General features: G+C 31.1%; 30 protein-coding genes and 1 pseudogene. 24 read left to right on the top strand and 7 right to left on the bottom strand.

The window, feature by feature from the left end:
• Window positions 1–144: 144 nt before the first annotated feature.
• A complete protein-coding gene (locus AB1282_RS15885) occupies window positions 145–864 on the top strand; it encodes a metallophosphoesterase family protein (protein WP_056476580.1) in 720 nt (239 codons plus the stop codon).
• Here the strand turns inward: AB1282_RS15885 and AB1282_RS15890 are convergent.
• Window positions 859–1,251: pseudogene (locus AB1282_RS15890) on the bottom strand (EamA family transporter); the annotation flags it as partial. The gene AB1282_RS15885 and the pseudogene AB1282_RS15890 sit on opposite strands and share 6 nt — an antisense overlap.
• Window positions 1,252–1,287: 36 nt before the next feature.
• Here AB1282_RS15890 and AB1282_RS15895 point away from each other — a divergent pair.
• The 7 genes from AB1282_RS15895 (at window position 1,288) to AB1282_RS15925 (ending at window position 5,616) form a co-directional block, all read left to right on the top strand.
• Window positions 1,288–1,815, top strand: a complete 528-nt coding sequence (locus AB1282_RS15895; RefSeq protein ID WP_429899515.1) for a dihydrofolate reductase family protein — start codon at window positions 1,288–1,290, stop codon at window positions 1,813–1,815.
• 524 nt (window positions 1,816–2,339) lie between these two features.
• Window positions 2,340–3,026 (top strand): diphthine--ammonia ligase, encoded by a 687-nt coding sequence (locus tag AB1282_RS15900; protein ID WP_056476587.1) that lies wholly within the window; start codon window positions 2,340–2,342, stop codon window positions 3,024–3,026.
• A 250-nt stretch (window positions 3,027–3,276) separates the two neighbouring features.
• Window positions 3,277–3,615: a DUF5412 domain-containing protein gene (locus AB1282_RS15905; protein ID WP_286131791.1), complete on the top strand. Its 339-nt coding sequence runs from the start codon at window positions 3,277–3,279 to the stop codon at window positions 3,613–3,615.
• A 46-nt stretch (window positions 3,616–3,661) separates the two neighbouring features.
• Window positions 3,662–3,898 (top strand): hypothetical protein, encoded by a 237-nt coding sequence (locus tag AB1282_RS15910; RefSeq protein WP_056476591.1) that lies wholly within the window; start codon window positions 3,662–3,664, stop codon window positions 3,896–3,898.
• A 198-nt stretch (window positions 3,899–4,096) separates the two neighbouring features.
• The gene (locus AB1282_RS15915) at window positions 4,097–4,372 is read left to right on the top strand and encodes a DUF4190 domain-containing protein (RefSeq protein ID WP_056476595.1); all 276 of its coding nucleotides are present in this window, start codon (window positions 4,097–4,099) and stop codon (window positions 4,370–4,372) included.
• 150 nt (window positions 4,373–4,522) lie between these two features.
• The gene (locus tag AB1282_RS15920; protein ID WP_056476600.1) at window positions 4,523–4,894 is read left to right on the top strand and encodes an iron chaperone; all 372 of its coding nucleotides are present in this window, start codon (window positions 4,523–4,525) and stop codon (window positions 4,892–4,894) included.
• A gap of 170 nt (window positions 4,895–5,064) precedes the next feature.
• Window positions 5,065–5,616, top strand: a complete 552-nt coding sequence (locus AB1282_RS15925) for an AAA family ATPase (protein WP_429899516.1) — start codon at window positions 5,065–5,067, stop codon at window positions 5,614–5,616.
• A gap of 17 nt (window positions 5,617–5,633) precedes the next feature.
• Here AB1282_RS15925 and AB1282_RS15930 read toward each other — a convergent pair whose 3' ends face one another.
• The gene (locus tag AB1282_RS15930) at window positions 5,634–6,401 is read right to left on the bottom strand and encodes a divergent polysaccharide deacetylase family protein (RefSeq protein ID WP_390313231.1); all 768 of its coding nucleotides are present in this window, start codon (window positions 6,399–6,401) and stop codon (window positions 5,634–5,636) included.
• A gap of 294 nt (window positions 6,402–6,695) precedes the next feature.
• On the opposite strand from AB1282_RS15930, the gene AB1282_RS15935 reads away from it, so the two are divergent.
• The 5 genes from AB1282_RS15935 to AB1282_RS15955 all read left to right on the top strand — a co-directional run bounded on the left by AB1282_RS15935 (window position 6,696) and on the right by AB1282_RS15955 (window position 8,880).
• On the top strand, window positions 6,696–6,860 hold the full coding sequence (locus AB1282_RS15935; protein WP_429899517.1) for a hypothetical protein: 165 nt from the start codon (window positions 6,696–6,698) through the stop codon (window positions 6,858–6,860).
• A 69-nt stretch (window positions 6,861–6,929) separates the two neighbouring features.
• Window positions 6,930–7,214 carry a PspC domain-containing protein gene (locus tag AB1282_RS15940; RefSeq protein ID WP_056476609.1) on the top strand — a complete coding sequence of 95 codons (285 nt, stop codon included), beginning with the start codon at window positions 6,930–6,932 and terminating at the stop codon, window positions 7,212–7,214.
• Between the two features lie 163 nt (window positions 7,215–7,377).
• Complete coding sequence (locus AB1282_RS15945) at window positions 7,378–7,794, top strand: STAS domain-containing protein (protein ID WP_429899518.1); 417 nt, start codon at window positions 7,378–7,380, stop codon at window positions 7,792–7,794.
• 134 nt (window positions 7,795–7,928) lie between these two features.
• Complete coding sequence (locus tag AB1282_RS15950) at window positions 7,929–8,447, top strand: nucleotidyltransferase domain-containing protein (RefSeq protein ID WP_429899519.1); 519 nt, start codon at window positions 7,929–7,931, stop codon at window positions 8,445–8,447.
• Window positions 8,448–8,496: 49 nt separating this feature from the next.
• Entirely contained in the window at window positions 8,497–8,880 is a 384-nt protein-coding gene (locus AB1282_RS15955; protein WP_429899520.1) for a glyoxalase superfamily protein, read from the top strand.
• Window positions 8,881–9,004: 124 nt separating this feature from the next.
• On the opposite strand, the gene AB1282_RS15960 is transcribed toward AB1282_RS15955, so the two are convergent.
• Window positions 9,005–9,490, bottom strand: a complete 486-nt coding sequence (locus AB1282_RS15960) for an FUSC family protein (protein WP_429899521.1) — start codon at window positions 9,488–9,490, stop codon at window positions 9,005–9,007.
• Between the two features lie 150 nt (window positions 9,491–9,640).
• On the opposite strand from AB1282_RS15960, the gene AB1282_RS15965 reads away from it, so the two are divergent.
• Window positions 9,641–9,952 carry a hypothetical protein gene (locus AB1282_RS15965; RefSeq protein WP_429899522.1) on the top strand — a complete coding sequence of 104 codons (312 nt, stop codon included), beginning with the start codon at window positions 9,641–9,643 and terminating at the stop codon, window positions 9,950–9,952.
• Between the two features lie 120 nt (window positions 9,953–10,072).
• Here the strand turns inward: AB1282_RS15965 and AB1282_RS15970 are convergent, their stop codons facing one another.
• The gene (locus AB1282_RS15970; RefSeq protein ID WP_429899523.1) at window positions 10,073–10,942 is read right to left on the bottom strand and encodes a metallophosphoesterase; all 870 of its coding nucleotides are present in this window, start codon (window positions 10,940–10,942) and stop codon (window positions 10,073–10,075) included.
• A 173-nt stretch (window positions 10,943–11,115) separates the two neighbouring features.
• On the opposite strand from AB1282_RS15970, the gene AB1282_RS15975 reads away from it, so the two are divergent.
• Window positions 11,116–11,760, top strand: coding sequence for a response regulator transcription factor (locus AB1282_RS15975; protein WP_429901161.1), 645 nt, complete (start codon window positions 11,116–11,118; stop codon window positions 11,758–11,760).
• Window positions 11,757–13,142, top strand: coding sequence for a sensor histidine kinase (locus AB1282_RS15980; protein ID WP_429899524.1), 1,386 nt, complete (start codon window positions 11,757–11,759; stop codon window positions 13,140–13,142). The genes AB1282_RS15975 and AB1282_RS15980 overlap by 4 nt, the downstream gene beginning before the upstream one ends.
• A gap of 139 nt (window positions 13,143–13,281) precedes the next feature.
• On the opposite strand, the gene AB1282_RS15985 is transcribed toward AB1282_RS15980, so the two are convergent.
• Window positions 13,282–13,617 carry a L,D-transpeptidase gene (locus AB1282_RS15985; protein WP_056476631.1) on the bottom strand — a complete coding sequence of 112 codons (336 nt, stop codon included), beginning with the start codon at window positions 13,615–13,617 and terminating at the stop codon, window positions 13,282–13,284.
• Between the two features lie 198 nt (window positions 13,618–13,815).
• Between AB1282_RS15985 and AB1282_RS15990 the strand changes: the two genes are divergently transcribed.
• The 3 genes from AB1282_RS15990 to AB1282_RS16000 all read left to right on the top strand — a co-directional run bounded on the left by AB1282_RS15990 (window position 13,816) and on the right by AB1282_RS16000 (window position 15,794).
• A complete protein-coding gene (locus AB1282_RS15990) occupies window positions 13,816–14,457 on the top strand; it encodes a glucosaminidase domain-containing protein (protein ID WP_429899525.1) in 642 nt (213 codons plus the stop codon).
• 138 nt (window positions 14,458–14,595) lie between these two features.
• Window positions 14,596–15,012, top strand: coding sequence for a GNAT family N-acetyltransferase (locus AB1282_RS15995; protein ID WP_429899526.1), 417 nt, complete (start codon window positions 14,596–14,598; stop codon window positions 15,010–15,012).
• Window positions 15,013–15,353: 341 nt separating this feature from the next.
• Window positions 15,354–15,794, top strand: a complete 441-nt coding sequence (locus AB1282_RS16000) for a hypothetical protein (RefSeq protein WP_429899527.1) — start codon at window positions 15,354–15,356, stop codon at window positions 15,792–15,794.
• 85 nt (window positions 15,795–15,879) lie between these two features.
• On the opposite strand, the gene AB1282_RS16005 is transcribed toward AB1282_RS16000, so the two are convergent.
• A complete protein-coding gene (locus AB1282_RS16005; protein WP_429899528.1) occupies window positions 15,880–16,506 on the bottom strand; it encodes a GyrI-like domain-containing protein in 627 nt (208 codons plus the stop codon).
• Between the two features lie 96 nt (window positions 16,507–16,602).
• Window positions 16,603–17,250 carry a transcriptional repressor LexA gene (gene lexA, locus AB1282_RS16010; protein ID WP_429899529.1) on the bottom strand — a complete coding sequence of 216 codons (648 nt, stop codon included), beginning with the start codon at window positions 17,248–17,250 and terminating at the stop codon, window positions 16,603–16,605.
• 140 nt (window positions 17,251–17,390) lie between these two features.
• Between lexA and AB1282_RS16015 the strand changes: the two genes are divergently transcribed.
• The 5 genes from AB1282_RS16015 (at window position 17,391) to AB1282_RS16035 (ending at window position 21,617) form a co-directional block, all read left to right on the top strand.
• Window positions 17,391–18,047, top strand: coding sequence for a YneB family resolvase-like protein (locus AB1282_RS16015; RefSeq protein WP_429899530.1), 657 nt, complete (start codon window positions 17,391–17,393; stop codon window positions 18,045–18,047).
• 211 nt (window positions 18,048–18,258) lie between these two features.
• Window positions 18,259–18,498: a DUF896 domain-containing protein gene (locus AB1282_RS16020; RefSeq protein WP_390313219.1), complete on the top strand. Its 240-nt coding sequence runs from the start codon at window positions 18,259–18,261 to the stop codon at window positions 18,496–18,498.
• 187 nt (window positions 18,499–18,685) lie between these two features.
• Window positions 18,686–20,689: a transketolase gene (gene tkt, locus AB1282_RS16025; RefSeq protein WP_056476710.1), complete on the top strand. Its 2,004-nt coding sequence runs from the start codon at window positions 18,686–18,688 to the stop codon at window positions 20,687–20,689.
• Window positions 20,690–20,880: 191 nt separating this feature from the next.
• On the top strand, window positions 20,881–21,318 hold the full coding sequence (sirA, locus tag AB1282_RS16030) for a sporulation inhibitor of replication protein SirA (RefSeq protein ID WP_056476717.1): 438 nt from the start codon (window positions 20,881–20,883) through the stop codon (window positions 21,316–21,318).
• Window positions 21,319–21,404: 86 nt separating this feature from the next.
• Window positions 21,405–21,617 (top strand): YneF family protein, encoded by a 213-nt coding sequence (locus AB1282_RS16035; protein ID WP_056476721.1) that lies wholly within the window; start codon window positions 21,405–21,407, stop codon window positions 21,615–21,617.
• The last annotated feature ends 121 nt before the right edge of the window (window positions 21,618–21,738 follow it).

Below are 21,738 nucleotides of genomic sequence, written 5' to 3' on the forward strand. Positions count from 1 at the left end.
ATGGAATAGTTTAATGGTTAACAAATATGAGTAGTTCGCTTTAACAATTTCAATATAAATAAATGTTTGCTAGTATATAGGGTATAGATAATTTGGGTCTTTTAGTAAAATGCAAATGTTAGAGAAGAGGAGGAAGCATGCATCATGACAAAAATAGCAGTTATTTCAGATATTCACGGAAATAAAACGGCATTAGAAGCAGTTTTAAAAGACATTCGTTCTAGAGAAATTGAAAGAATTTTTTGCTTAGGTGATATAATTGGTAAGGGGCCTCAAGGCTCAGCGTGTATAGAGCTTATTCAAAAAAATTGTGAAAAAGTGGTCCGTGGCAATTGGGATGTATTTATTCAGTCACCTGCAGAAAATGATTTTATTCAATGGTTTAGAGACCGATTAACAGATAATGACTATCAATTTCTATCTTCATTACCATTTCATATTGACCTTGAATTAAATGGACAATTAATCAGATTTTTTCACGCTTCACCAAGGAGTGAGTTTGAGAGGATTTTACCATTTCATCCAATTGAAAAACGGTTAAGTATGTTTGAAAATAGTGAGATAACAAATTCAAACAAAAACGAAAAGACCCCAGATATCGTCTTTTATGGAGATATACATACTACCTTTTTGGAAACTTTCAAAAACGGAATTCTATGCAATGTAGGAAGTGTTGGAAATTCTCTTGATTTAACTTCAGCATCGTATGCGATTCTTGATGGTTCTTATTCATCTAATTCGATCCAATTTGTAAGGGTAGAATATGATAAAGAAGCTGAAATTATGATTGCCGAAAATTTAAAATTACCGGATCTAGATAAATATCATGATGAATTAATGTTTGCTAAGTATAGAAATTCATAATCTAAAATTAAAAACAGTGGGAAATTGCACATTCCCACTGTTTATTTTATTATTTAGCTGTTTTTTCAAAAATGGTTTAGACAGTCTCCATGAATGATTTTCACTTGCAAATGTGGAACTTAATAGCAATGCCCCACCAATCATTTGAATAATTGTCATTTTCTATTGTAAGAAAACAGTTGAAATCACTAAAGTAGTGATTGGATCAACATAACTTAATGCTGCTATGCTTTGCCCGTTTAATTTCTGCATTCCTGAAAAGAATAACAAGAATCCAATGCCCGTGTGAATCATTCCTAAGATTAATATAAATGGCATTGAAGAAACTGATATTTCCAAAATCCAGAATCCCTCAGTATTGAATACATATGGCATGAGAAGTAATGAGCAAAACAAACATCAAAAAAAAGATTGGAGATTTACATGGAAAAACATCGTAAAATTATATTATATATTGGTACTTCAATTGATGGTTATATAGCAAACAATGATGGTACGTTAGAATGGCTAGAAACAACAGAAGTAGAAGGAGATTCTGGCTATAATACTCTTTTAGAGAGAATTGACACTGTAGTGATGGGAAAAGGAACGTATGACGTCGTTCGCGGATTTGATATGGATTATCCTTATCGTACATACAAAAACTATGTGTTTTCAAAATCTGCAACTGGTTCAGATGAATATGCTACTTTTATAGACGGAGATATTAAAGCTTTTATACAAGAATTAAAACAACAACCTGGTAAGGATATTTGGTTTATTGGTGGAGGGAATCTAGCCCGAGAATTTTTTAAAGAAAATTTGATTGATGAATTTCAACTAGCGATCGCTCCAATTGTATTAGGAAAAGGTATCTCTCTTTATACTGGTGATGATATTACCCAAAAATACACTTTGACCAAAGTAGAAAAATTAAGTCAACTTGCAATGCTTCATTATGTTAAGAAATGATTTTATGGATTTTCCCATTTAGTAGAGAAGATTATTACTTTTTTAAAACTTACAAATAAAATATACAATTTTCTTTAAAAGTGGTCTGCGGTAGCAAATCTTTTTATTTGCTTAATTTAAGTGTTAAAAAAATTTAAAATTATTGGCTAGGTATAGCTGGAGGAGAAGTTCAATTTAGATTCTACTAAATATACATTAGCTAATTCCAGGAGAAGATCGACTTTTGTCGGTCTTCCTATTTTTGTAACAATTGATTGAATAAATAGCAAGGGAGGTTGAAAATTTTGTCGAATATTAAAATTAGATTAAAAAACTCGTGGTATAAGGAGACGACTAATGAGTAGTAATTTTAAGTTCGGTATAAAAACGATACTGGTTCTTATAGGATAATGAAAGATGAGAATGGAGAACTTCCTAGTATTGAAAATGTGAGGAATATTGCAAGAACATTAGAAAATTTTTAATATTAATTTGTACTTAAAAATATAGTGGAAAAATCATTAAGATAAGGGAGTAAGTTGTGAATGGTAGAAACAGTAAACTGGAAAAATAATGCAGTTGGTCGTAAATTTATAACTTCTTTTAGCGGAGGGAAAGATAGTGTACTAGCCTTATATAAAGCTATGAAAATAGGGGAAGCGGTTGGATTGATCGTTATGCTTGAGGAAGAAGGAAAACGTTCTAGATCCCATGGAATGCCTCCTGAATTAGTACACGCTCAAGCAGAATCAATAGGCTTACCTGTTTATACAGGGGTGGCAAATTGGCAGGAATATGAAAAAGTATTTACACAGCTATTAGAAAATGCAAAAAATCAAGGAACAGAAGTATTAGTAACGGGAGACATAGATATGCCTGCACAAGATTGTTGGCATGATAAGGTTACTAAAAATGTTGGATTAAAGCTTGGTATGCCATTATGGGAAATGAATCACCGTGAAGCTGTCGATGAGTTTATCAATAGGGGGTTTCAAACAATTGTTGTATCGGTCAACTTATCATTAAGAATGCGAGAAGAAGATTTAGGACGAACATTAACTCATGAATATGTGAAGGAGCTTGAAAGTCGAGGCATTGATCCATGTGGAGAAAGTGGGGAGTTCCATACTACCGTGATAGATGGACCGATTTTTAAGTATCCGATTTCAGTTAAAAAATGTGAGATTATTAGGGATGGAGAATATGCTTATTTACCTTTAGAACTTGCATAAATAAAACGGAGAAGTAAGAATGTTAAAAAATACTCATTTAATTATGGTGAAATTCAGATAACATTCTTAAGCAAAAGGGAATTAGTAGAAAATAATGGTGTTTAAGTTTTTATAAACCAATTTAAAGCAATTATAATTTCAGTAAATAGATTGAAATTTCATTGGGTACAAAAAAGGAGATCGTAATTTGTCTACTAAAATACTAGAAAATAAAAAAAGTTGGCAGAAAAGAAGACGACAAACATTTAAAATATTAATTTCTGTAAGCGTATTTTTTTTGGTGATTATCGGGTATGGGGTATACTGGGCATTTTTTGATATGAATAGATTACCAAAAGGAGAATATCTTACAGAAGAAGAATCTCCAAACGGAAATTATACTTTAAAAGCATATGTAACAAGTGGAGGAGCAACAACTGAAAATACTGTAAGAGGAGAATTAGTATTTAACAAGGAAAAGAAGAGTAAAACTGTATACTGGAATTATCGTGAGAGCGCAGCAGATATTGAATGGATTGATAGTGATACAGTTGTTATTAACGGTCACACTCTGAATGTCCCTGATGATAAATTTGATTTTCGACATTAAATATAGTCTTTTGTGGATAAGAAAAACTAGGGAAGGAAGAATTCCTTTGAAATTGTTAATATCAATCATATTAGCAACCGTATTAGGTATATTTCTTTCGATGATAGGAGAAGTTGGTATCATTATAGGGTTCGGAATTTTAGCTGGCATTTTGTTTAGAGGGGTATATCTTTTAAACGATCTAAGCAAAAGACTTTCAAAAGTAGCACCAGCTTTGCCAATATCCGATAAGGTAAAAAAAGCATATGAAGATTATTTGAGAGAAAAAGAAATAAACAGTTAAGGATGGAAATTAATTTCTATCCTATTTTTTATTTTATACGCCTTAAATGGTTCTTACTTTTTATAAAGAAATGCTGAAATTAACCCAAATTACAAATAGGAGTTGTTAGTGTAATATTATAATAGAATTATATATAATAGTGTAATTATACATTTTTTTAGAATTAATTCATATTTTTAAATTCATGGGGGTTTTGATGTGGTTACAACGAATAGTAAATCTATTTCTTCATTAACTTTAGGCGTATTATCGATAATCATTCCTTATATTGGGTTCATACTTGGTATAATAGGTCTTTTTATTTCTAGAAAAAGTATTGCCGAAATTAATCATTCGAATGAAAAAGGGAAAGGCCTAGCAATTTCGGGAAAGGTTTGCAGTATTGTTGGGATATGCATACAGACAATTTTGATTATCATTTTAGTTTTAGGAATTATAACTTTTTTTTCAATGAATGATAATATGACTTTTTAATAAGATCATAGTAGAACAAGGGTTTTTGAAGTAGAGAAATCTAATAATGATAAAACTTTGAAGTGATTTTTGACTGTTTTGGATTATATGTATATAGTTTAAATTAAAGTCTTACATACTTAAATAATTTTTGATTGAGGAGGGACCGACATGGTAGTTTTTGCAGAATATTTAGCAGGTATTGATCATCCAGACCACCGTGAACGAACTGCTGAAATTTTGGATTGGATTTCGAATAAATTTCCTAGCCTAGAGCCGCAAATTAAGTGGAATACGCCTATGTTTTCCAATCATGGTACATTTATCATTGGCATTTCGACTGCGAAGCAACATATGAGTGTATCACCAGAAGAAAAAGGTATTGAGCACTTTGCCGATGAAATTGCTGAGGCTGGCTATAGTGCTACAAAAGGTTTGTTTCGTATTCCTTGGAAAGTCCCAGTCAATTATGAATTGCTTCAGAAAATGATTGAGTTCAATATTCAAGATAAATCTGAATTAACGACTTTTTGGCGTAAATAATGAACATTGTTTAGTAACTAGTTAAAGATTAAATTTAATAGCGGAACGATTAAATAAAAATAGGAACTGATTCATTCAGCTCCTATTTTTTATTTAAGTTTAAACAAGGTCATTTTAAGTACTTAATCGAATAATATAGAATCGATGTTTTAAGATAAGTGGTGATTTAAGTGAGAAATAACATACCAAAGAAAATACATATCATTGGTTCAGTTGGAAGTGGTAAGACGACATTAGCCAGGAAAATGTCCAAAAAGCTAAATATACCTTATTATGAGTTAGATAATGTTGTATGGAAAAGGCAAAAAGGTCATAAAGATATTAGTCGTTCAAATCAAGAAAGAGAATGCTATTTAAATACACTCATTCGTTCGGATACGTGGATTATTGAAGGTGTTCATAATGAAGATTGGGTAGGTAATAGTTTTAAAAATGCAGAGTTGATTATTTTTTTAGATACTAGCTATTCTGTTAGAACCTATCGAATCATTAAAAGGTATTTCTTACAAAAACTTAGATTAGAGAAGTCAAATTATAAACCGACACTTAAAATATTCTTCAAAATGTTTAAATGGAATAAGTATTTTGAAGAAGTGGGGAAACCAAAATTCTTTAAAAAGTTTAAAGATTACAATGATAAAATATTGGTCGTTAATAATATTAACGAGGTTGAGGATTACTTTAAGGAATACAGATCAAAAAATATAGGAATCGCAAAATAGCGGTTCCTAATTTTTTCTTAATGTAATGGGATTGGCAAGTTTTCTACTAATTCTGATAAAAATACAAAATTAGCTTCTTCTTTAATTTTGGGTATATATTCCTTTATTAAATTTGAAGTAATTTCGCCTGGTTCTCCCACATGTCCAATCGCAATCATAGTTGGTTCTACTCTTACTTTTTCTAATAGTAGTCGAGTCTGCTTTTCTATATGCTTATATGTGTATAAATCATCGAAAAATAACTTGTTTTCAATGACCGGCACGCCTATTTCATCTGCAATTTTAGTAACTACGCTTCGATAATTCGTTTTACTATCGAAAAAAAATAGGCCCCTTTCTTTACAAGCAGTTAAGACAATGCGCATTACTCTCTCATCGGAAGTTGCTTTTGAACCCATATGGTTATTTACTCCGATTGCGTATGGGACGTCATCAATAGCGGCGAGGACTCTTCTTCGAATTTCTTCATCACTTAAGTTGGTCTTAATTGCATTAGGTCCTAACCAACTTGCTTTCCCTTTCCTTGGTTCCATTGGTAAATGAACAATGACTTCATATCCTTTAGAATGAGCAACAGTTGCATCCTTTTTAGTAGATGGTAAAAAAGGCATCACGGCAACTGTTAATGGGATCGGTAGTGAAAGCATTTGGTCCGTTCCTTTCATGTTATTACCAAAATCATCAATCACTATTGCAAGCTTATGATTAGGTTCAGCATATACTGAAGAGCAGGTAGTAGATAGAGCTACTAATATAGAGAAAATAGAAGTAATCCAAAGCTTCATCGGTAAATCTCCTTTTCCATTAATTACTATGCTCTACTATTTTCTGTGTTTATGAAGAAATTAACCGTAAAATATTGAAAAGATACTCAAATGTATAAATACAAAAGTAAATGAGATTTTGTACTCAATTAATAAATTGAAAATTCAATTAAAATTAGAGGTAGAAAGTAATAAGGGTAACCTGTTGCTACTCATTTTTTTAATTCAATTGAAGATTTGCTCGATAAATAAGAACTTTAATTCTATTGGGAAATGTAATTAATTCAAAGTTTTGTTTTCATTTTAGGAGGTCCTATGAAAGATTTCCGTTGCTGTGCAACGTGTCAGCATTTTAAAGCAGAGAAACAAGTGAAAGGTATGAAATATTATTGTAGTAGGTTGGGATTTGAAACGATGACGAACTATAAATTTAATTGTTGGAGTCCGAATGAGAATGTGAAGAAGTTGATAAATAAATGAGTAATATGCTCAAATGAACTTGTTTTTTAAAATTTAGATGGTAAAAATGAATTTTAAAAGAGGGAAATCATGAATAGAAATAGACTATATAAATCGAATACAGATTATGTATTTTTAGGTGTATGTGGAGGTATTGCAGAAGCTCTTTTGATTCCATCAATTCTTGTAAGATTGGTATTCTTATTTTTGCCAGTATCTCTTTTAGTCTATCTAGTTTTAGGAGCGCTGATGGGAAATGATGATTTTTACTATGTTGAAAATGTTAGAAAGAAGAGTCGATTTAAAACTGTGATACTTGCTTTTGTATTTACAGTAATTGTATTCGTAATTTTATCAAACTTGGGTTATTTATGAACTAACTCAAAAAATATTCATCTACAAAAACTAAAATGACCTTACTCAAAGGTCATTTTTAATTTTCTAAATAACGATATAGCGTAGATTTACTAATCCAATTTTCCCGTTTAATATCCTCAAGTGTATTGGTTATTTGGGGGAATGGCTGGATGTGCAATGATTGGACAATCTGTTATTAATGTTAAATCATAATTTTTTAGCCATTGGTGTTATTATTGGAATTTTATTAAGTGCTGTTTTCTTTGCAGCGAAAATCTCGAAAGTAAAAGTAACTTCTCAACTTGAGGAAAATAAGCGAGTGTATAAAGTAGAAGGTCAACTGTTCTTTGCATCTGTCACAGATTTTGTTGAAGCTTTTAATTTTAAAGATGAAGTAAAAACAGTCGAGATTGATTTATCAAAAGCTCATATATGGGACGAATCTGGTGTATCAGCTATTGATAAAATTGTGATTAAATTTCATGAAAATGAAATAAAAACTACCATCATTGGTTTAAATGCAGCAAGCGAATCTATAGTTGATTCAATAGCTGTATTTAATAAACCAAATGGCATAAACCAAAATATTGGACATTAAGTAAAGGCTTCTTCGATTGAAGAAGCTTTTTTAATTTGGAATTTGTTTACACACTGGTTATTTTAAGTTCTAGAAGGTGCCAAAACCAACGAAGAAGAAACTAATAAATAGTACATATAAAAGGTGTGGTGAAATTGGACAATTCCAATAAGGTTGAGAAACAGTTAAAGATCCTCAGTGATATAAATACTATTTGTTTAAATCTAAAATTTCATATCTGGCTACGGGGAGGGTGGGCAATTGATTTTCTGCTTGGAAAAGTGACTCGCGAACACTCGGATATTGATTTAGTCTCTTTAATTCAATACAGGGATGAGTTAGAAAAGGCAATGGTTAAAGCTGGTTTTAAGAAAATTCCAGTCAGTATGCTCCAAACAGATTTCATAAAAGACGAAATCGATGTGAGTTTTGTATTTGTTAAAATTTCAGAAGAAGGTAAAATCATAGCGAATGGTTTTCCAGACTGGGAATGGAGAAATGATGCATTGCCAATTCAAAAATATAATTTAAAAGGTATATCAATTAATGTCCTAAACCCATACCAATTACTTGAAGAAAAAAAGGTTTATGAAAAAGGTACGGGACGAAAGCTTCGTTCAAAGGACATTGAGAGTATGAAAGTAATTCAAGGAATTATTGATGCAATAAGTTAAATGAACTTCTTAATAGGTAGTAGTTTTAAAAGAAAAGGAGAGAAGAGAAATGAATACATCGAAAATTTCTATGAAAAGTCCTACACCTATTCTACGTATGTTTGATGAAGATAAGGCAAAAGAATTCTACATAACATTTTTAGAATTTAAGATTGATTGGGAGCATCGATTTGAAGACGATTTACCTTTGTATATGCAAATTTCTTATAACAATTGTGTAATTCATCTTTCTGAACACCATGGGGATTGTAGCCCAGGTGCAGCTATTAGAATTGAAGTAGAAAATTTAGAGTTACTTCATTCAAAGCTACTGGCAAAGAAATATAAATATGCTCGACCTGGAATTGAAGAAACTCCTTGGAAAACACGAGAGGTTCGGATTGGAGATCCGTTTGGTAATAGAATTGTCTTCTATGAGAACATGAGAGACTGAATTTTTATTGTGCAGTATCGTGAAAGAATAATCTGAAAAATAAAGAGGATTGAAATAAGTAGTATTCTTAATTAATCCTCTTAAAAATTGAAAATAAACAAATCAGGATAGTGTTTGTACTATTTCAATTCTTTTTTCTTGAGATGAGAGAAGACCAAATGACCTGTATTAATCCAGCAGTCAAGACACCTACAAGCGTATCCCTCATTCGATCCATCGCATAATCCTTTGATTGGTGTTCAAATGCAAATACAAATAGAATTGTGAGAGCGACCTGGTGAAGTACTTTTTTGTCTAATTTTAAAAATTTAGCAATATATGTACCAAACAGAATTAAAAGTCCTAAGTTCCATCCAGTGACTTTTAGATAACTCGCGATTATTACAGTAATACCGATTCCAATCATTGTTCCAATTACTCGCTTGATTGATAAATTAATTGTTTTGTCCATTGTCGATTGAATAGTAAGTATAAGAGAAACTGGACCTAAGTATGGATGTGAGGAACCAAAAAAATTTGAGATTTCCCATGCTAATGTAGAACCTATTGATAGTTTCCAAATAAGACTAGTAATATTTTCAGATGAGTTCAGTGATTGTGTTTCTTCCATAAGCACCTCTTATAGAAATTTCTATTTTTTATATTATCCTCTCAAATTAAATCTTATATGTATGAGTGGTTGGTAAGAATAATTAAGAAATTGAATACTTATAATAGTGTTTAGCTAATGGACAACTAATAATAGAAATGGGTTGAAACAATGATTACCGTCTTATTTGAATATAAGTTTGAAAAGAAGTTTTTAGAGGATTTTAAATCAAGATTAAAAAAGTCAGCACATTCAAAATTTCATTCAGAGCCATCAAATATTGGAATGAATTTTATGCAAAGAGAAGATGAGCAATATTATTACATCAATTTATTTATTAAATATAGAAGTATAGAAGAATATGAAGAACGAACGAGGTTTGAAAGAAGCCAGGTTGAATGGAATGAAACTTGGTTTAGTAATGACATTACCCATGAACTATTATCAGTAACAATCTGGAAGGATTTTAGTCCAATGTCCTAATATCTTCATTGCAACGTGATTTGTATACGTGGAAAAACTATGTGAACTTCGTTGACTAATTATTGATAAAGAATATCTCTAATGTACCCGCAAGGAATTCATATTTCCTTGCGGGTTTTATTATTTACTTTTTAAAGTGAAAACTGAAATTTCTGGAACACTAAAAAATCGAAACGGAAGCCTTGTTGTTCCTATACCCCGATTAACGTATAAGTTCAAAGGTTTTTTATGATCACTTATTTTATATAAACCTTCAGTATAAATGGTTGCTAATGGTGGGGTATAAATTGCTTCGTGAAATGGAAGTTTTACTTGTCCACCATGACTATGGCCAGAAAGTTGTAAGTCAATCGGATACTCTTTAAGGCGTGTTGCCACATCGGGTTCATGTACTAGTAAGAGATTAAAAGCGTTTTTTTGTATATTTTTAAATGCTTCAGCCGGATTTGGTCTTCCTAAGAGATAGTCATCCAAACCAATAATATTTAGTTTGCTATGATCTTTTAAGTCGATTACTTTCTGTTCATTTTCTAAAACTGTAAAACCAGATTTTATGAAAACAGATGATGAGATTTTCTTGCCTGCTCCACCAACATCATGATTACCGTAAATAGCATATTTACCATATTTTGCTTTTAATTGTTGAAGTACTGCAGGGATTTGATCTAATTTATTGTATAAAGCGCTATTATCAATTAAATCACCAGTAAACACAATTAAATCAGGGGTTTGTTTATTAATTTGATCGACAACTTTATTTAATTGCTTTAATGTATAATGAGCACCTAGATGGCTATCACTAAATTGAACAATTTTCAATCCTTCCATCTGCTTTGAAACGGAATTTGATGTGATCGTTATTTGATTTACATCCAACATTTTTGGTTCGATACTTTTTGAATAACTATATAAAATAATAGGGAAAATTAATAATATCAAAGTAAAAACTAGTAATCTTCTAACGATCCTTCTAAATATGGTATATTTCATGTCTATAACCTGCCTTTTATGAATGAATTGATACAATTAAGATTGCAAATAAAATAAATAGCGCACTGATTAAAATTTCAATGATCCTCATGTTATCACTCCTCGAAAACAGTTTAAGCTACCTTTGTTACATGAACGTGACAAAATAACATAATTGAACGGAGGAATTAAAAATCAATATTCTAATCGCTGATGATGAAAAAGATATGTTAAAGATCTTACAGGCCTATTTCAAAAAGGAAGGATATACCGTTTTCTTAGCAGAAGACGGAGAACGAGCGATCGAAATCTTTTATAGCGAAAAAATTGATTTAGCTATTTTAGATTGGATGATGCCTTATAGTAGTGGGATTGATGTGTGTAAAGAAATAAAGAAAAACGGTGAAACAAAAGTATTAATGCTTACAGCTAAAAGTGAAGATGAGGACGAACTACAAGCTCTAAAACTTGGGGCTGACGATTATGTAAGAAAGCCATTCCATCCGGGGGTCCTGATTACTAGAGCTAAAAAATTACTAAAAGAGGAACATCTTATTATAATTGATCATATAAAAGTAGATTTTAAAGGTAAAATTGCATTTAAAAACGAAGAAAATTTAAATTTAACGAAAAAAGAAATTGATTTATTAAGCTGTTTTGTTCGTAATCGAGGAAACATCTTGTCACGTGAGGATTTGTTAGTCAATGTATGGGGTATTGATTACGATGGAGATGATCGAACCGTTGATACACATATAAGGAGATTAAGAGAAAAAATAGGAGAAGATCTTATTCAAACACATCGAGGTTTAGGATACAGTCTTAGAAAAGAAAAATGAATCGATTAGGAAGAAAAATATCGATAGCAATTACCGTATGTATTCTTTTTGTTTTTATTTTTTATCTAATAATCAATTCGTATTTATTACCTAAATATTATTTATTTCAGATGAAAAATAGAGTACATGACATTTCAACATCAATAAACAAGATGCCAATGGCTGAGTTTAAACAGTCAATTAATCAATTGGAACAAAAAAATAATGTAACAATCGCTTATGAACCAATACAATCTAATTTAGACGAGTTTAATGGATTATTACGAGATAATTTATATCAAAAAAGAGTAACGTTAAATAAATTTTGGGTTACAGAAGAGACATTAAACCAAGTTAAAAGTGGTAAAAGAATTAGTAAAATCTATGATCAAGGTAAGTTGAAATCTAGTTTTTTAGTCGATTTTATTCAAAAGGATAATGTATTTATTGTAGTTGGTGTCTCGATTGTTTATTTAAGTGATGCTGTTCAAATCGTAAATAAGTTTACCATTTATATTATGATTTTCTTGATTTTAATGCTGATTTTAATGGTTTGGATTTGGTCAAAAAAAATAACAGATCCATTGAAAGAGTTAAAAGATATTTCTAAAGAAATCGCTCAATTAGAATTTAAAAAGGCAAAAATTTCAACAAATGATGAAATCGAAGAACTTGCTAAAAGTATAAACGAAATGAGTGACAAATTGAGGATTGCCCATGATGATTTAAATCAACGGAATGCAAATTTAAAAACGTTCATTTCAGATATTTCTCATGAACTTAAAACTCCGCTTGCTTTAATCAAAGCTTATTCGGCAGGAATTAAGGACGGAATAGATGACGGAACCTATGTTGATACAATCATTAAACAAACAGATCAAATAAACCGTTTAATCGATAAATTATTAGAGTTATCAAGAATTGAACGTGAAAGATTACATATAGAACAATTTGACTTAATTCAGCTTTTGGATTCTAGCTTGGAAAACTTCGAAATCGAATTAAATCAAAATAATATAATCATAAAAAAAGAATATATTAAAACGAATCAAATTAATATTGAAGTAGATCGTGACCAAATTGAGAAAGTATTTAATAATTTAATTAGTAATGCAATTAAATATACAAAAAATCCGGTAATTAACATTAAGATTTACGAGGAAAATGAGGAAATTGTATTCATCATTAAAAATGAAACAAATCTTAAAAATTCCACTCAAATTAAGCAAATCTGGGAACCGTTTTATGTTATGGAGGCTTCCCGAAATAAACATTTAACAGGAACAGGCTTAGGTCTAGCGATTGTAAAATCGATTTTAAACCGTCATCAGTTAAAACATGATGTGAAATTAATAGATGGAACTATTCAATTTTCAATTCATTTTCCAAAACCCTTACAGTAGAGTAAGGGTTTTTAATTTTCTTCTTAGTTGTAACATGGAAGCCATAAACCATTTTTAAGAGAATGGAAATTTATTTTAATAGAAGTGCCGCTTAATCTATGAAAACTTACAAGATAAGAACTTCTCGTGGTTTTTTCATTTATTGATGAATAACGACACCTGTGCCTATTGGAACCATCGAAGATAATTCAAGTACATCCTTATTGAACATTCGAATACAACCATGTGAAACAAAGTGACCAATTGTTGCAGGATTATCAGTTCCATGAATTCCGTAATGTGGAGCGGAAAGTCCCATCCATAGTACCCCAAAAGGTCCACCAGGATTTGGATCTTTATTAATAATTGTATAAGTTCCTGTAGGAGTAGGAGTAAGCATTTTTCCTACACCAATTGGGTAAGTTTTAAGCAGAGTGTTTCCGTCGAAAAGTTTTAGCTGGCGGTTTGATGTAGAAATGTAGATCCAATTAGTCATTTTATCAACTCCAGTTTTTAACTATCGTATGAAGAAACTTTAATAGTTGTTAAATACAAGAAGGGTAATAGAATATATGAATTTTTAAATAGAAAAAATAGACAGATTCGATTACTTTTCTACTAATTCCTTAGTACCAAGATTGGAGCATATGAATACTCTATAGGACAAGCATTTTAAGGAGAGGATTAGTCTATAGTGTCTAATACAATTAAATATTTTCAATATGCCCAAGAAGTTTCAAAAAAAATTGGCTGGTTAACTGAAGTGATTTATACTCAATGGCAAGTAGAAACAGCACATTTTACGTCTAAAAATTTTAAGAAAAATAACAATATTGCAGGTCAAACGTGGTATCCAGGTTTACCACTTAGTAGTAGAGGAACTGCTAGACCTAAAAATGAAGGTGGATATTATATAAAATATAATGATCCAGTTCAGGGCTATGTTGATTTTATTTTAAGTAATCCACGATACAGTGAAGTGAAAACTTACAAAACTGCTAATGAGCAATTTAAAGCAATTGCTGCAGCAGGATGGGCTGTAGATACTAATTATGCAGATGTGCTCATCTCGGTAAATAATGCAAATATTAAAAATGGATTATATAAAAGGATCATTCAAATTGAGTTATATCCTTATAACGGAATCTTAAAAAAAGGTTCGAGGGGAGTGCAAGTAAAGAAAATTCAAGAAAAAATAGGCGTTAAAGTGGATGGGATATTCGGAAACCTAACTGAAAATGCAGTTAAAGAATTTCAAAGAAAAAATGATTTAGTAGTTGATGGAATTGTTGGGATAAAAACATGGGGGAAAATTTTCAATCCAACAAATCTATAAAATATTGAATTGTTTATTAAGTGAACCTGTATGATTTTAAATACAGGTTTATTAACATTAAACATAATACATAAAAGGGTTTGAAAGTATTTTATAGAAAAGGTTAACTATAACTATCTTTAGAAAAGGAGAACGAAAGTGGGAATTAGAAATGCGGATCTGAATGATTGTGAATCAATCGTAATTCTGGATTCACAAATTATTGGAAGCCGAATGAGGAAAAATCAAATTAAACTATCGATTGAAGAAAATCGATGTACAGTTTGTGAATTGAATGGAAGTTTAGTAGGTTTTATGATTTATCATAAATTTTTCTTTGGCCATTTATTTATTGATTTAATAATTGTTTCACCAAACATGAGGAGGCTTGGTATAGCAAAAAATCTCATGAAATATGTTGAAGTTTTTTCAGAAAAGAAATTATTTTCATCTACAAATAAATCAAATATCCAAATGCAAAAAGTATTTCAATCTTTAGGATATATTGAAAGTGGACTTATCGATAATTTGGATGAAGGGGATCCTGAAATTATTTATGTTAAATTAATAGATTAAACGATATTTTCGGCATTAATTTTTTAAACAAGAATAAAAATAATTTTATTACCCCAAATATCATTAACCACTTCCAATTACCCATCTTCAATTCAAATGTAATCTCATCTGATTCTCAATCTTATAATCATTTCATAGATTAATTTAAAAAGTGTAATATTATTTACAATAATTAAGAAAAAGTGTGTAAGAAGTCCTGACAGAATAATTAGTCTGTTACTTTAGGCTAATCAATTTAAAAAAAATTTAAATACATTCTTCCTGTTATTCTATTTTTCAATGCATGATGAATAGTAATAATATATAAATGCTCCAATTATATCATTACAAGGAGTGGAAATATGGATTTTAAAAGGGAATTCATCTTAAAAACAAAAGCAATATATAAAGAAACTGTTACAGAAAATATGGCATACAGTAAGATGTGTGAAAAATTTGAATCTTATTTTGCAGATTTAAAGGAGTCTTTAAAAAAGGAAATTGAAGTTTCGAATGGTGAATTTGATATTATGATTGATAAAGATAGTTTGATTGAGGTCTTATTAAATCAAAGAGAGTTATTAATTACGATTGATGACTCTGGAGTAGTAGTTAGTATTAAATATTTTGATGAAGTGCAAAATGAACAGGTTGAAAATAAGATTGATATAATTGAATATGATGGTGGGGCATATAAGAGTCAAGTATTTCAATCACCTATTACTAGAAATATAATCGATAATTATTTAGCAATTGCATTTAGAGATGATTTAGAGAAGTGTTTTGAAAGTTATAGTGAATGATAAACTGCTTAATTTAAAAGTGATATGTTACAGGTAACTAATTGTAAGTCTAGAGCTTGGAAAATCCAAGCTCTTTTAGTTTTGTCTATCGTTCTTCCACTTGAAACCTTAAAACAGTTTTCAATTTATCAGGTTGAGTTTTTCTTGCATCAGAAATATAGATTTCCTTATGTGTTTTTTGAACTCTTTGTAGATTATTCTCCGTGCAGAACTCTTCCATTAATTTAAAAGTTCGTGGTTCGTCATCATAACTTCCGATATGCATGGTTTGAACACATAAGCCTTCAGTAATCGATTCGAGTTTTACGTTTGCTAACAGTGGATTTTTCTTTTTTTGTTTAAGTTGATCTAAAATGATGTATGTTAAATCTTCTGAAACAAAGTCAGGTTGTCTAATCATTAATTTATATAGAAGATGTTCTTTGTTTAAATAGTCTAGTTTTCGGCCTTCTTCATCTAAATCCCATACTCCTTCAAGAGGGAAGACTGTGTAATCAAAGTAACCTTCTTGAACTATCCCTTTTTTAGGCAACATTTTAATTGCATATGCTAAAGTATAAAGTGCTTCTACATTTTCTTTAAATAATTCATTATTTGGATTCCCTTTGCCTTCAATCGTTATATATTTAAAGGCTGGTATATTAATTTTACTAGGCTTACTTTTTGGTAAATAAATTTCTTTTAAACTTTTTCTCCACTCGAGTTTACTCACTAAAAAAACTCCCTTAAATTATAAGTTAGTGTAGTTTGAATATGCTTATTAAAAATAAAAAGCAATCACATAAATATGTCATTGCTCTTAAAAGGTTTAATGATATGTACGATAAACTCCTATTACTTTTCCTAAAATTGATACTTGTTTTAATAAAATTGGAAACAGAGCATCATTTTCGGGTTGAAGTCTAAAATGGTCGCTTTCTTTATAGAAGCGCTTTACGGTAGCTTCACTATCTTCAGTCATGGCAACTACAATTTCTCCATTTTCAGCAGTGAATTGTTTTTTTACGATTACAAGATCGCCATTCATAATACCAGCATTGATCATACTATCTCCTTCTACACGTAACATAAAAACTTGTTCGTTAGATGGAGCAACAGAAGTCGGTAAAGGGAAATATTCTTCTACGTTTTCGACTGCAGTAATTGGAATCCCGGCAGTTACTTTACCGATTACAGGAATGTTAATAATATCGTTATAGATTTCAGAGTATGATGCTTGTACTTCATTCACAACCGTAGTTGTATCGCCAAGAATCTCGATTGCACGCGGTTTCGTAGGGTCTCTTCGAATATAGCCTTTTTGTTCTAGTCTCTCTAAATGACCATGCACTGTAGAGCTTGAAGCTAAACCAACAGCCTCAGCAATCTCTCGAACTGAAGGTGGATAACCTTTAATTTTTACTTCGTCTTTAATATAAGCTAAAATTTCTGCTTGCCTTTTCGATAGTTTGTTCATTTGAATTTCCCCCTTGCCTATAAAGTAGATAATACGTTCCTCTTTATTTTTTTCATTATATCATGATAGGATATGATATACAAACGTTAGTTCTATTTTTTATTAAAGTAGTTTTCATGTTCGTATGGAGGGAACAGTTAATGAATGCAATAATTTACGCGAGAGTAAGTACAGCAAAGGATTCACAAGAAACATCACTACAAAGACAAATGAGTGAACTAACCGAATTAGGTGAGCGGATGGGAATGTGTATTCTAGAAACAATAGGCGAACAGGCCAGTGGTTATGAAGTAGAAAGAGAAGGACTTTTCCAACTATTTCAAATTATAAAAGAGCACCAAGTTGATGCTTTATTAATACAAGATGAAACACGATTAGGCAGAGGTCATGCAAGAATCGCTTTATTACATTTTTTAAAAAGGGAAGGGATAAAATTATTTACTTCTTCTCAAAATGGACAATTTCAATTAAGTGAAAGCGATGAAATGGTTTTAGAAATTTTAAGTATTGTAGAGGAATATCAACGGAAAATTCATAATATGAAAATAAAAAGAGGTATGAGAAAGGCGGTTGAAAACGGGTATAAGCCTCAAAAAAACTTAGAAGGTAGTGTAAACGCAGGTGGTAGAGATAAGTTGGAATTACCGATTTCCGAAATTGTAAGATTACGTCAAAACGACCTAACATTTGAAGAAATTGCAGCTACCTTAAAAGGATTTGGATATAACGTTTCAAAAGCAACTGTCAATAGAAGGTATAATGAACATGTGAAAGAAATCTCCAATATTGAAAGCTAATGCAATTTATTGTAAGATGAGATACATTGAATAGAATATCAGACTCTAACGAACGATCGATTTCTTCGATGCATAGCCTGCTAAGGGAGTGCTCTTTACTCCGCTTTTCGTCAGACTTTTTGTCAAGAAAGACATCTATTTAATCGTCTGATTATAAAAGTGATGGAACTAACAATGAATAGATAAGATATAAATAAAGGAGAGGTTACTAATGGTTACTAAAAAAACTTTAGATAGAATAAATGAATTATCAAAAAAAGCAAAAGAAGCAGGGTTAAATCCTGAAGAGAAAGCTGAACAAGATCAATTAAGAAAAGAATATTTAGCAGATTTCCGTTCTCGAATGATGGATGAATTAACTTCACTTAAAATTGTTGATGAAAAAGGGAATGATATTACTCCTGCAAAGTTAAAATATGAAAAAGCAATGCGTAAAAGAAATTTACATTAAAAAAGATTTAACAATATAAAATTTCATATTTTGTAAATAATAACAAATAAAAGCAGTAGAATATTCTGCTTTTTTCTATTTCTTGGAAAGAATTTGTTAAAAATGTCAAAACTAAGTGTTAGTTATTGTAATAAATCATGGTAAATTATATGATAATATCTATGAATAAGCTAAAGGAGCGAAATTTATGTCTAATAATATTGAACAATTAGCAATTAATACGATTCGTACATTATCAATTGATGCAATCGAGAAATCAAATTCTGGTCACCCAGGAATGCCAATGGGCGCTGCACCGATGGCATATGCATTGTTTGCAAAATTTATGAATCATAACCCAAAAAATTCAAAATGGTTTAACAGAGACCGATTTGTGTTATCAGCAGGCCATGGTTCAATGTTACTATATAGTATGTTACATTTATCAGGCTACGAAGTTTCGATTGAAGATATTAAAAACTTCCGTCAATGGGGTAGCAACACTCCAGGACATCCTGAATATGGACATACACATGGTGTTGAAGCTACAACAGGTCCATTAGGACAAGGTATTGCGATGGCTGTTGGGATGGCTTTAGCAGAGCGTCATTTAGCAGGTACATATAATAAAGAAGACTTAAATGTAGTTGACCACTTTACATACTCAATTTGTGGTGATGGAGATTTAATGGAAGGTGTTTCAGCAGAGGCAGCTTCATTAGCGGGACATTTACAATTAGGACGCTTAGTAGTTCTTTATGATTCAAATGATATTTCATTAGACGGAGAATTAAATCGCTCATTCTCTGAAAGCGTAGAAGACCGCTTTAAAGCTTATGGATGGCAAGTTATTCGAGTAGAAGATGGAAATAACTTAGATGAAATTACTGCAGCGATCCAAAAAGCACAAGAAGAATTATCAAAACCAACTCTAATTGAAGTGAAAACAACAATCGGTTACGGTTCTCCGAATAAATCTGGTAAATCAAAATCTCACGGTGAGCCATTAGGAAAAGAAGAAACGATTTTAACGAAACAAGCGTATGCTTGGGGTTATGAAAATGCATTCTACGTACCAGAAGAAGTGTATGCACATTTTAATAAAGTAATTGTTGAAGCTGGGGAAAAGAAAGAAGCTGAGTGGAATGCTACTTTTGCTAAATACGAAGAAAAATATCCTGAATTAGCAGCTCAATTAAAGAATGCGATTGAAGGTAAGATTACTGTAGATTTAGAAACAGCATTACCTAAATATGAAGTAGGTAAAAAAATTGCGTCTCGTTCATCTTCAGGTGAAGCAATTAACGCTATCGCAAACGTATTACCTAGTTTCTTTGGTGGGTCTGCAGACTTAGCTGGATCTAATAAAACGTATATGAATGGTAAAGGTGACTTTACGAGAGAAAGCTACGATGGACGAAATATTTGGTTCGGTGTACGTGAATTTGCAATGGGTGCAGCATTAAATGGTATGGCTCTACATGGTGGAGTTCATGCGTTTGGCGCAACATTCTTTGTTTTCTCTGATTACTTAAAACCAGCAATTCGCTTAGCTGCTTTAATGAATTTACCTGTTACTTATGTATTTACACATGATAGTATCGCAGTTGGTGAAGACGGACCTACTCATGAACCAGTTGAGCAACTAGCAGCATTCAGATCAATGCCTAATCTTAATGTAATTCGTCCAGCAGACGGAAATGAAAGTTCTGCAGCATGGAAAGTGGCAGTAGAAGCTAAAGATGCTCCTACAATGTTAGTATTGTCTCGTCAAGATTTACCTACTTTAGAGGGTACTACTACTGATATTTATAATAAAGTTTCAAAAGGAGCTTACGTTCTTTCTCCTGCGAAACAAGATAAAATCGATGTTGTATTAATTGCAGCAGGTAGTGAAGTACAATTAGCAGTTGGAGCACAAGAAAAATTAGCGGCAGAAGGAATTTCTGCATCGGTTGTTTCGATGCCTTCAATGGACTTATTTGAAAAGCAATCTGCAGAATATAAACAATCAGTATTACCAAAAGAAGTTACGAAAAGAGTAGCAGTAGAAATGGGTTCTTCATTCGGCTGGCATAAATATGTAGGATTCGATGGAGAAGTAATTTCAATCGATACATTTGGTGCATCTGCTCCAGGTAACTTATTAATGGAAAAATTCGGATTTACTGTTGATCATGTCGTTTCAGCAGCAAAAAAAGTATTACAATAAAGGTAAAGATGGGAAAAGTAGGGAAAGAATTTTAAATTCTTTTCCTATTTCCTAAACCTTTTTTCAATATAATGCTTTATTAAAGATTTTTCGACAAAACTAGTTGATTTTCACTCCTTAAAAATGACAAATATTTTGAATGGAATTTTATATAATCTTCCTTACAGATAGTTGTTGGGAGTGGACAAGATATGAGGGAATATAAAATTTTTTTAATTCGAGAACCACTGTCTATAGAATTTTATGGAAAAGAGCATAAAATATATCAACTAGTATATGAGTATTATTATTCATCGATTGAACTAAGGAAAATAATCGAAAAACAATTAGAATATATAACAGAACCAATACCATTATTCGAGCTACATACATTTATTCGCAAATTTGATTCTCAACAGATCTACTTTTATGAGGAAACTGGAGAGTATCTTCTCGAACTTGTTGATGGTGCAAAAGCTCAGCTAAAACTTTATCCTCACGAACTTATTTTATATGCAGAAGGATCATTAGAGGCAGAAACAATATTCTTTGAGCTATTAAGAAAATTTCGTTCAACATTCATTGCAATAGATGTGAAGGATCAGCGATTTGGCTGGCTAAGACCTATCGCCTATCAAAAGTATATTTAAAACGATTAAATTGCAGTTTGCTCTTGTATAAACTGGTTAGTTTTAGTAAAATTGTTTCTAGATGATTTTAAGGAGGAAGCAATAAAATGTGGGTATACTTTCTAGTCGGCATCTTAGCATTAATTGCAGGTGTTGCGATTGGATTTTTCATAGCTCGTCAATATACAATGAACTACTTAAAGAAAAATCCACCAATTAATGAACAAATGTTAAAAGTAATGATGGCTCAAATGGGACAAAAACCTTCACAAAAGAAAATTAACCAAATGATGAAGGCTATGAACAACCAAACAAAATAATAAATCCTTTTAAAATATAAGGCTTTATAGCTTGTTTTGAAATAAATATTGAACATATTCTTTCTGGAAGCAGTTCTTTTAAGTGAATCCTACACCAAGAATTTGTAATTATTTAAATCAT

Source organism: Gottfriedia sp. S16(2024) (genome assembly GCF_050473765.1).
In the GTDB taxonomy this organism is placed as follows: Bacteria; Bacillota; Bacilli; order Bacillales; family Bacillaceae_G; genus Gottfriedia.

Excerpts from the sequence above, each read along its gene's own strand:
- AB1282_RS15885 (WP_056476580.1), top strand. The coding sequence starts at position 145 with ATGACAAAAATAGCAGTTATTTCAGATATTCACGGAAATAAAACGGCA.
- AB1282_RS15895 (WP_429899515.1), top strand. The coding sequence starts at position 1,288 with ATGGAAAAACATCGTAAAATTATATTATATATTGGTACTTCAATTGAT.
- AB1282_RS15900 (WP_056476587.1), top strand. The coding sequence starts at position 2,340 with ATGGTAGAAACAGTAAACTGGAAAAATAATGCAGTTGGTCGTAAATTT.
- AB1282_RS15920 (WP_056476600.1), top strand. The coding sequence starts at position 4,523 with ATGGTAGTTTTTGCAGAATATTTAGCAGGTATTGATCATCCAGACCAC.
- AB1282_RS15930 (WP_390313231.1), bottom strand. The coding sequence starts at position 6,401 with ATGAAGCTTTGGATTACTTCTATTTTCTCTATATTAGTAGCTCTATCT.
- AB1282_RS15935 (WP_429899517.1), top strand. The coding sequence starts at position 6,696 with ATGAAAGATTTCCGTTGCTGTGCAACGTGTCAGCATTTTAAAGCAGAG.
- AB1282_RS15940 (WP_056476609.1), top strand. The coding sequence starts at position 6,930 with ATGAATAGAAATAGACTATATAAATCGAATACAGATTATGTATTTTTA.
- AB1282_RS15955 (WP_429899520.1), top strand. The coding sequence starts at position 8,497 with ATGAATACATCGAAAATTTCTATGAAAAGTCCTACACCTATTCTACGT.
- AB1282_RS15960 (WP_429899521.1), bottom strand. The coding sequence starts at position 9,490 with ATGGAAGAAACACAATCACTGAACTCATCTGAAAATATTACTAGTCTT.
- AB1282_RS15965 (WP_429899522.1), top strand. The coding sequence starts at position 9,641 with ATGATTACCGTCTTATTTGAATATAAGTTTGAAAAGAAGTTTTTAGAG.
- AB1282_RS15970 (WP_429899523.1), bottom strand. The coding sequence starts at position 10,942 with ATGAAATATACCATATTTAGAAGGATCGTTAGAAGATTACTAGTTTTT.
- AB1282_RS15980 (WP_429899524.1), top strand. The coding sequence starts at position 11,757 with ATGAATCGATTAGGAAGAAAAATATCGATAGCAATTACCGTATGTATT.
- AB1282_RS15985 (WP_056476631.1), bottom strand. The coding sequence starts at position 13,617 with ATGACTAATTGGATCTACATTTCTACATCAAACCGCCAGCTAAAACTT.
- AB1282_RS16000 (WP_429899527.1), top strand. The coding sequence starts at position 15,354 with ATGGATTTTAAAAGGGAATTCATCTTAAAAACAAAAGCAATATATAAA.
- lexA (WP_429899529.1), bottom strand. The coding sequence starts at position 17,250 with ATGAACAAACTATCGAAAAGGCAAGCAGAAATTTTAGCTTATATTAAA.
- AB1282_RS16015 (WP_429899530.1), top strand. The coding sequence starts at position 17,391 with ATGAATGCAATAATTTACGCGAGAGTAAGTACAGCAAAGGATTCACAA.
- AB1282_RS16020 (WP_390313219.1), top strand. The coding sequence starts at position 18,259 with ATGGTTACTAAAAAAACTTTAGATAGAATAAATGAATTATCAAAAAAA.
- tkt (WP_056476710.1), top strand. The coding sequence starts at position 18,686 with ATGTCTAATAATATTGAACAATTAGCAATTAATACGATTCGTACATTA.
- sirA (WP_056476717.1), top strand. The coding sequence starts at position 20,881 with ATGAGGGAATATAAAATTTTTTTAATTCGAGAACCACTGTCTATAGAA.
- AB1282_RS16035 (WP_056476721.1), top strand. The coding sequence starts at position 21,405 with ATGTGGGTATACTTTCTAGTCGGCATCTTAGCATTAATTGCAGGTGTT.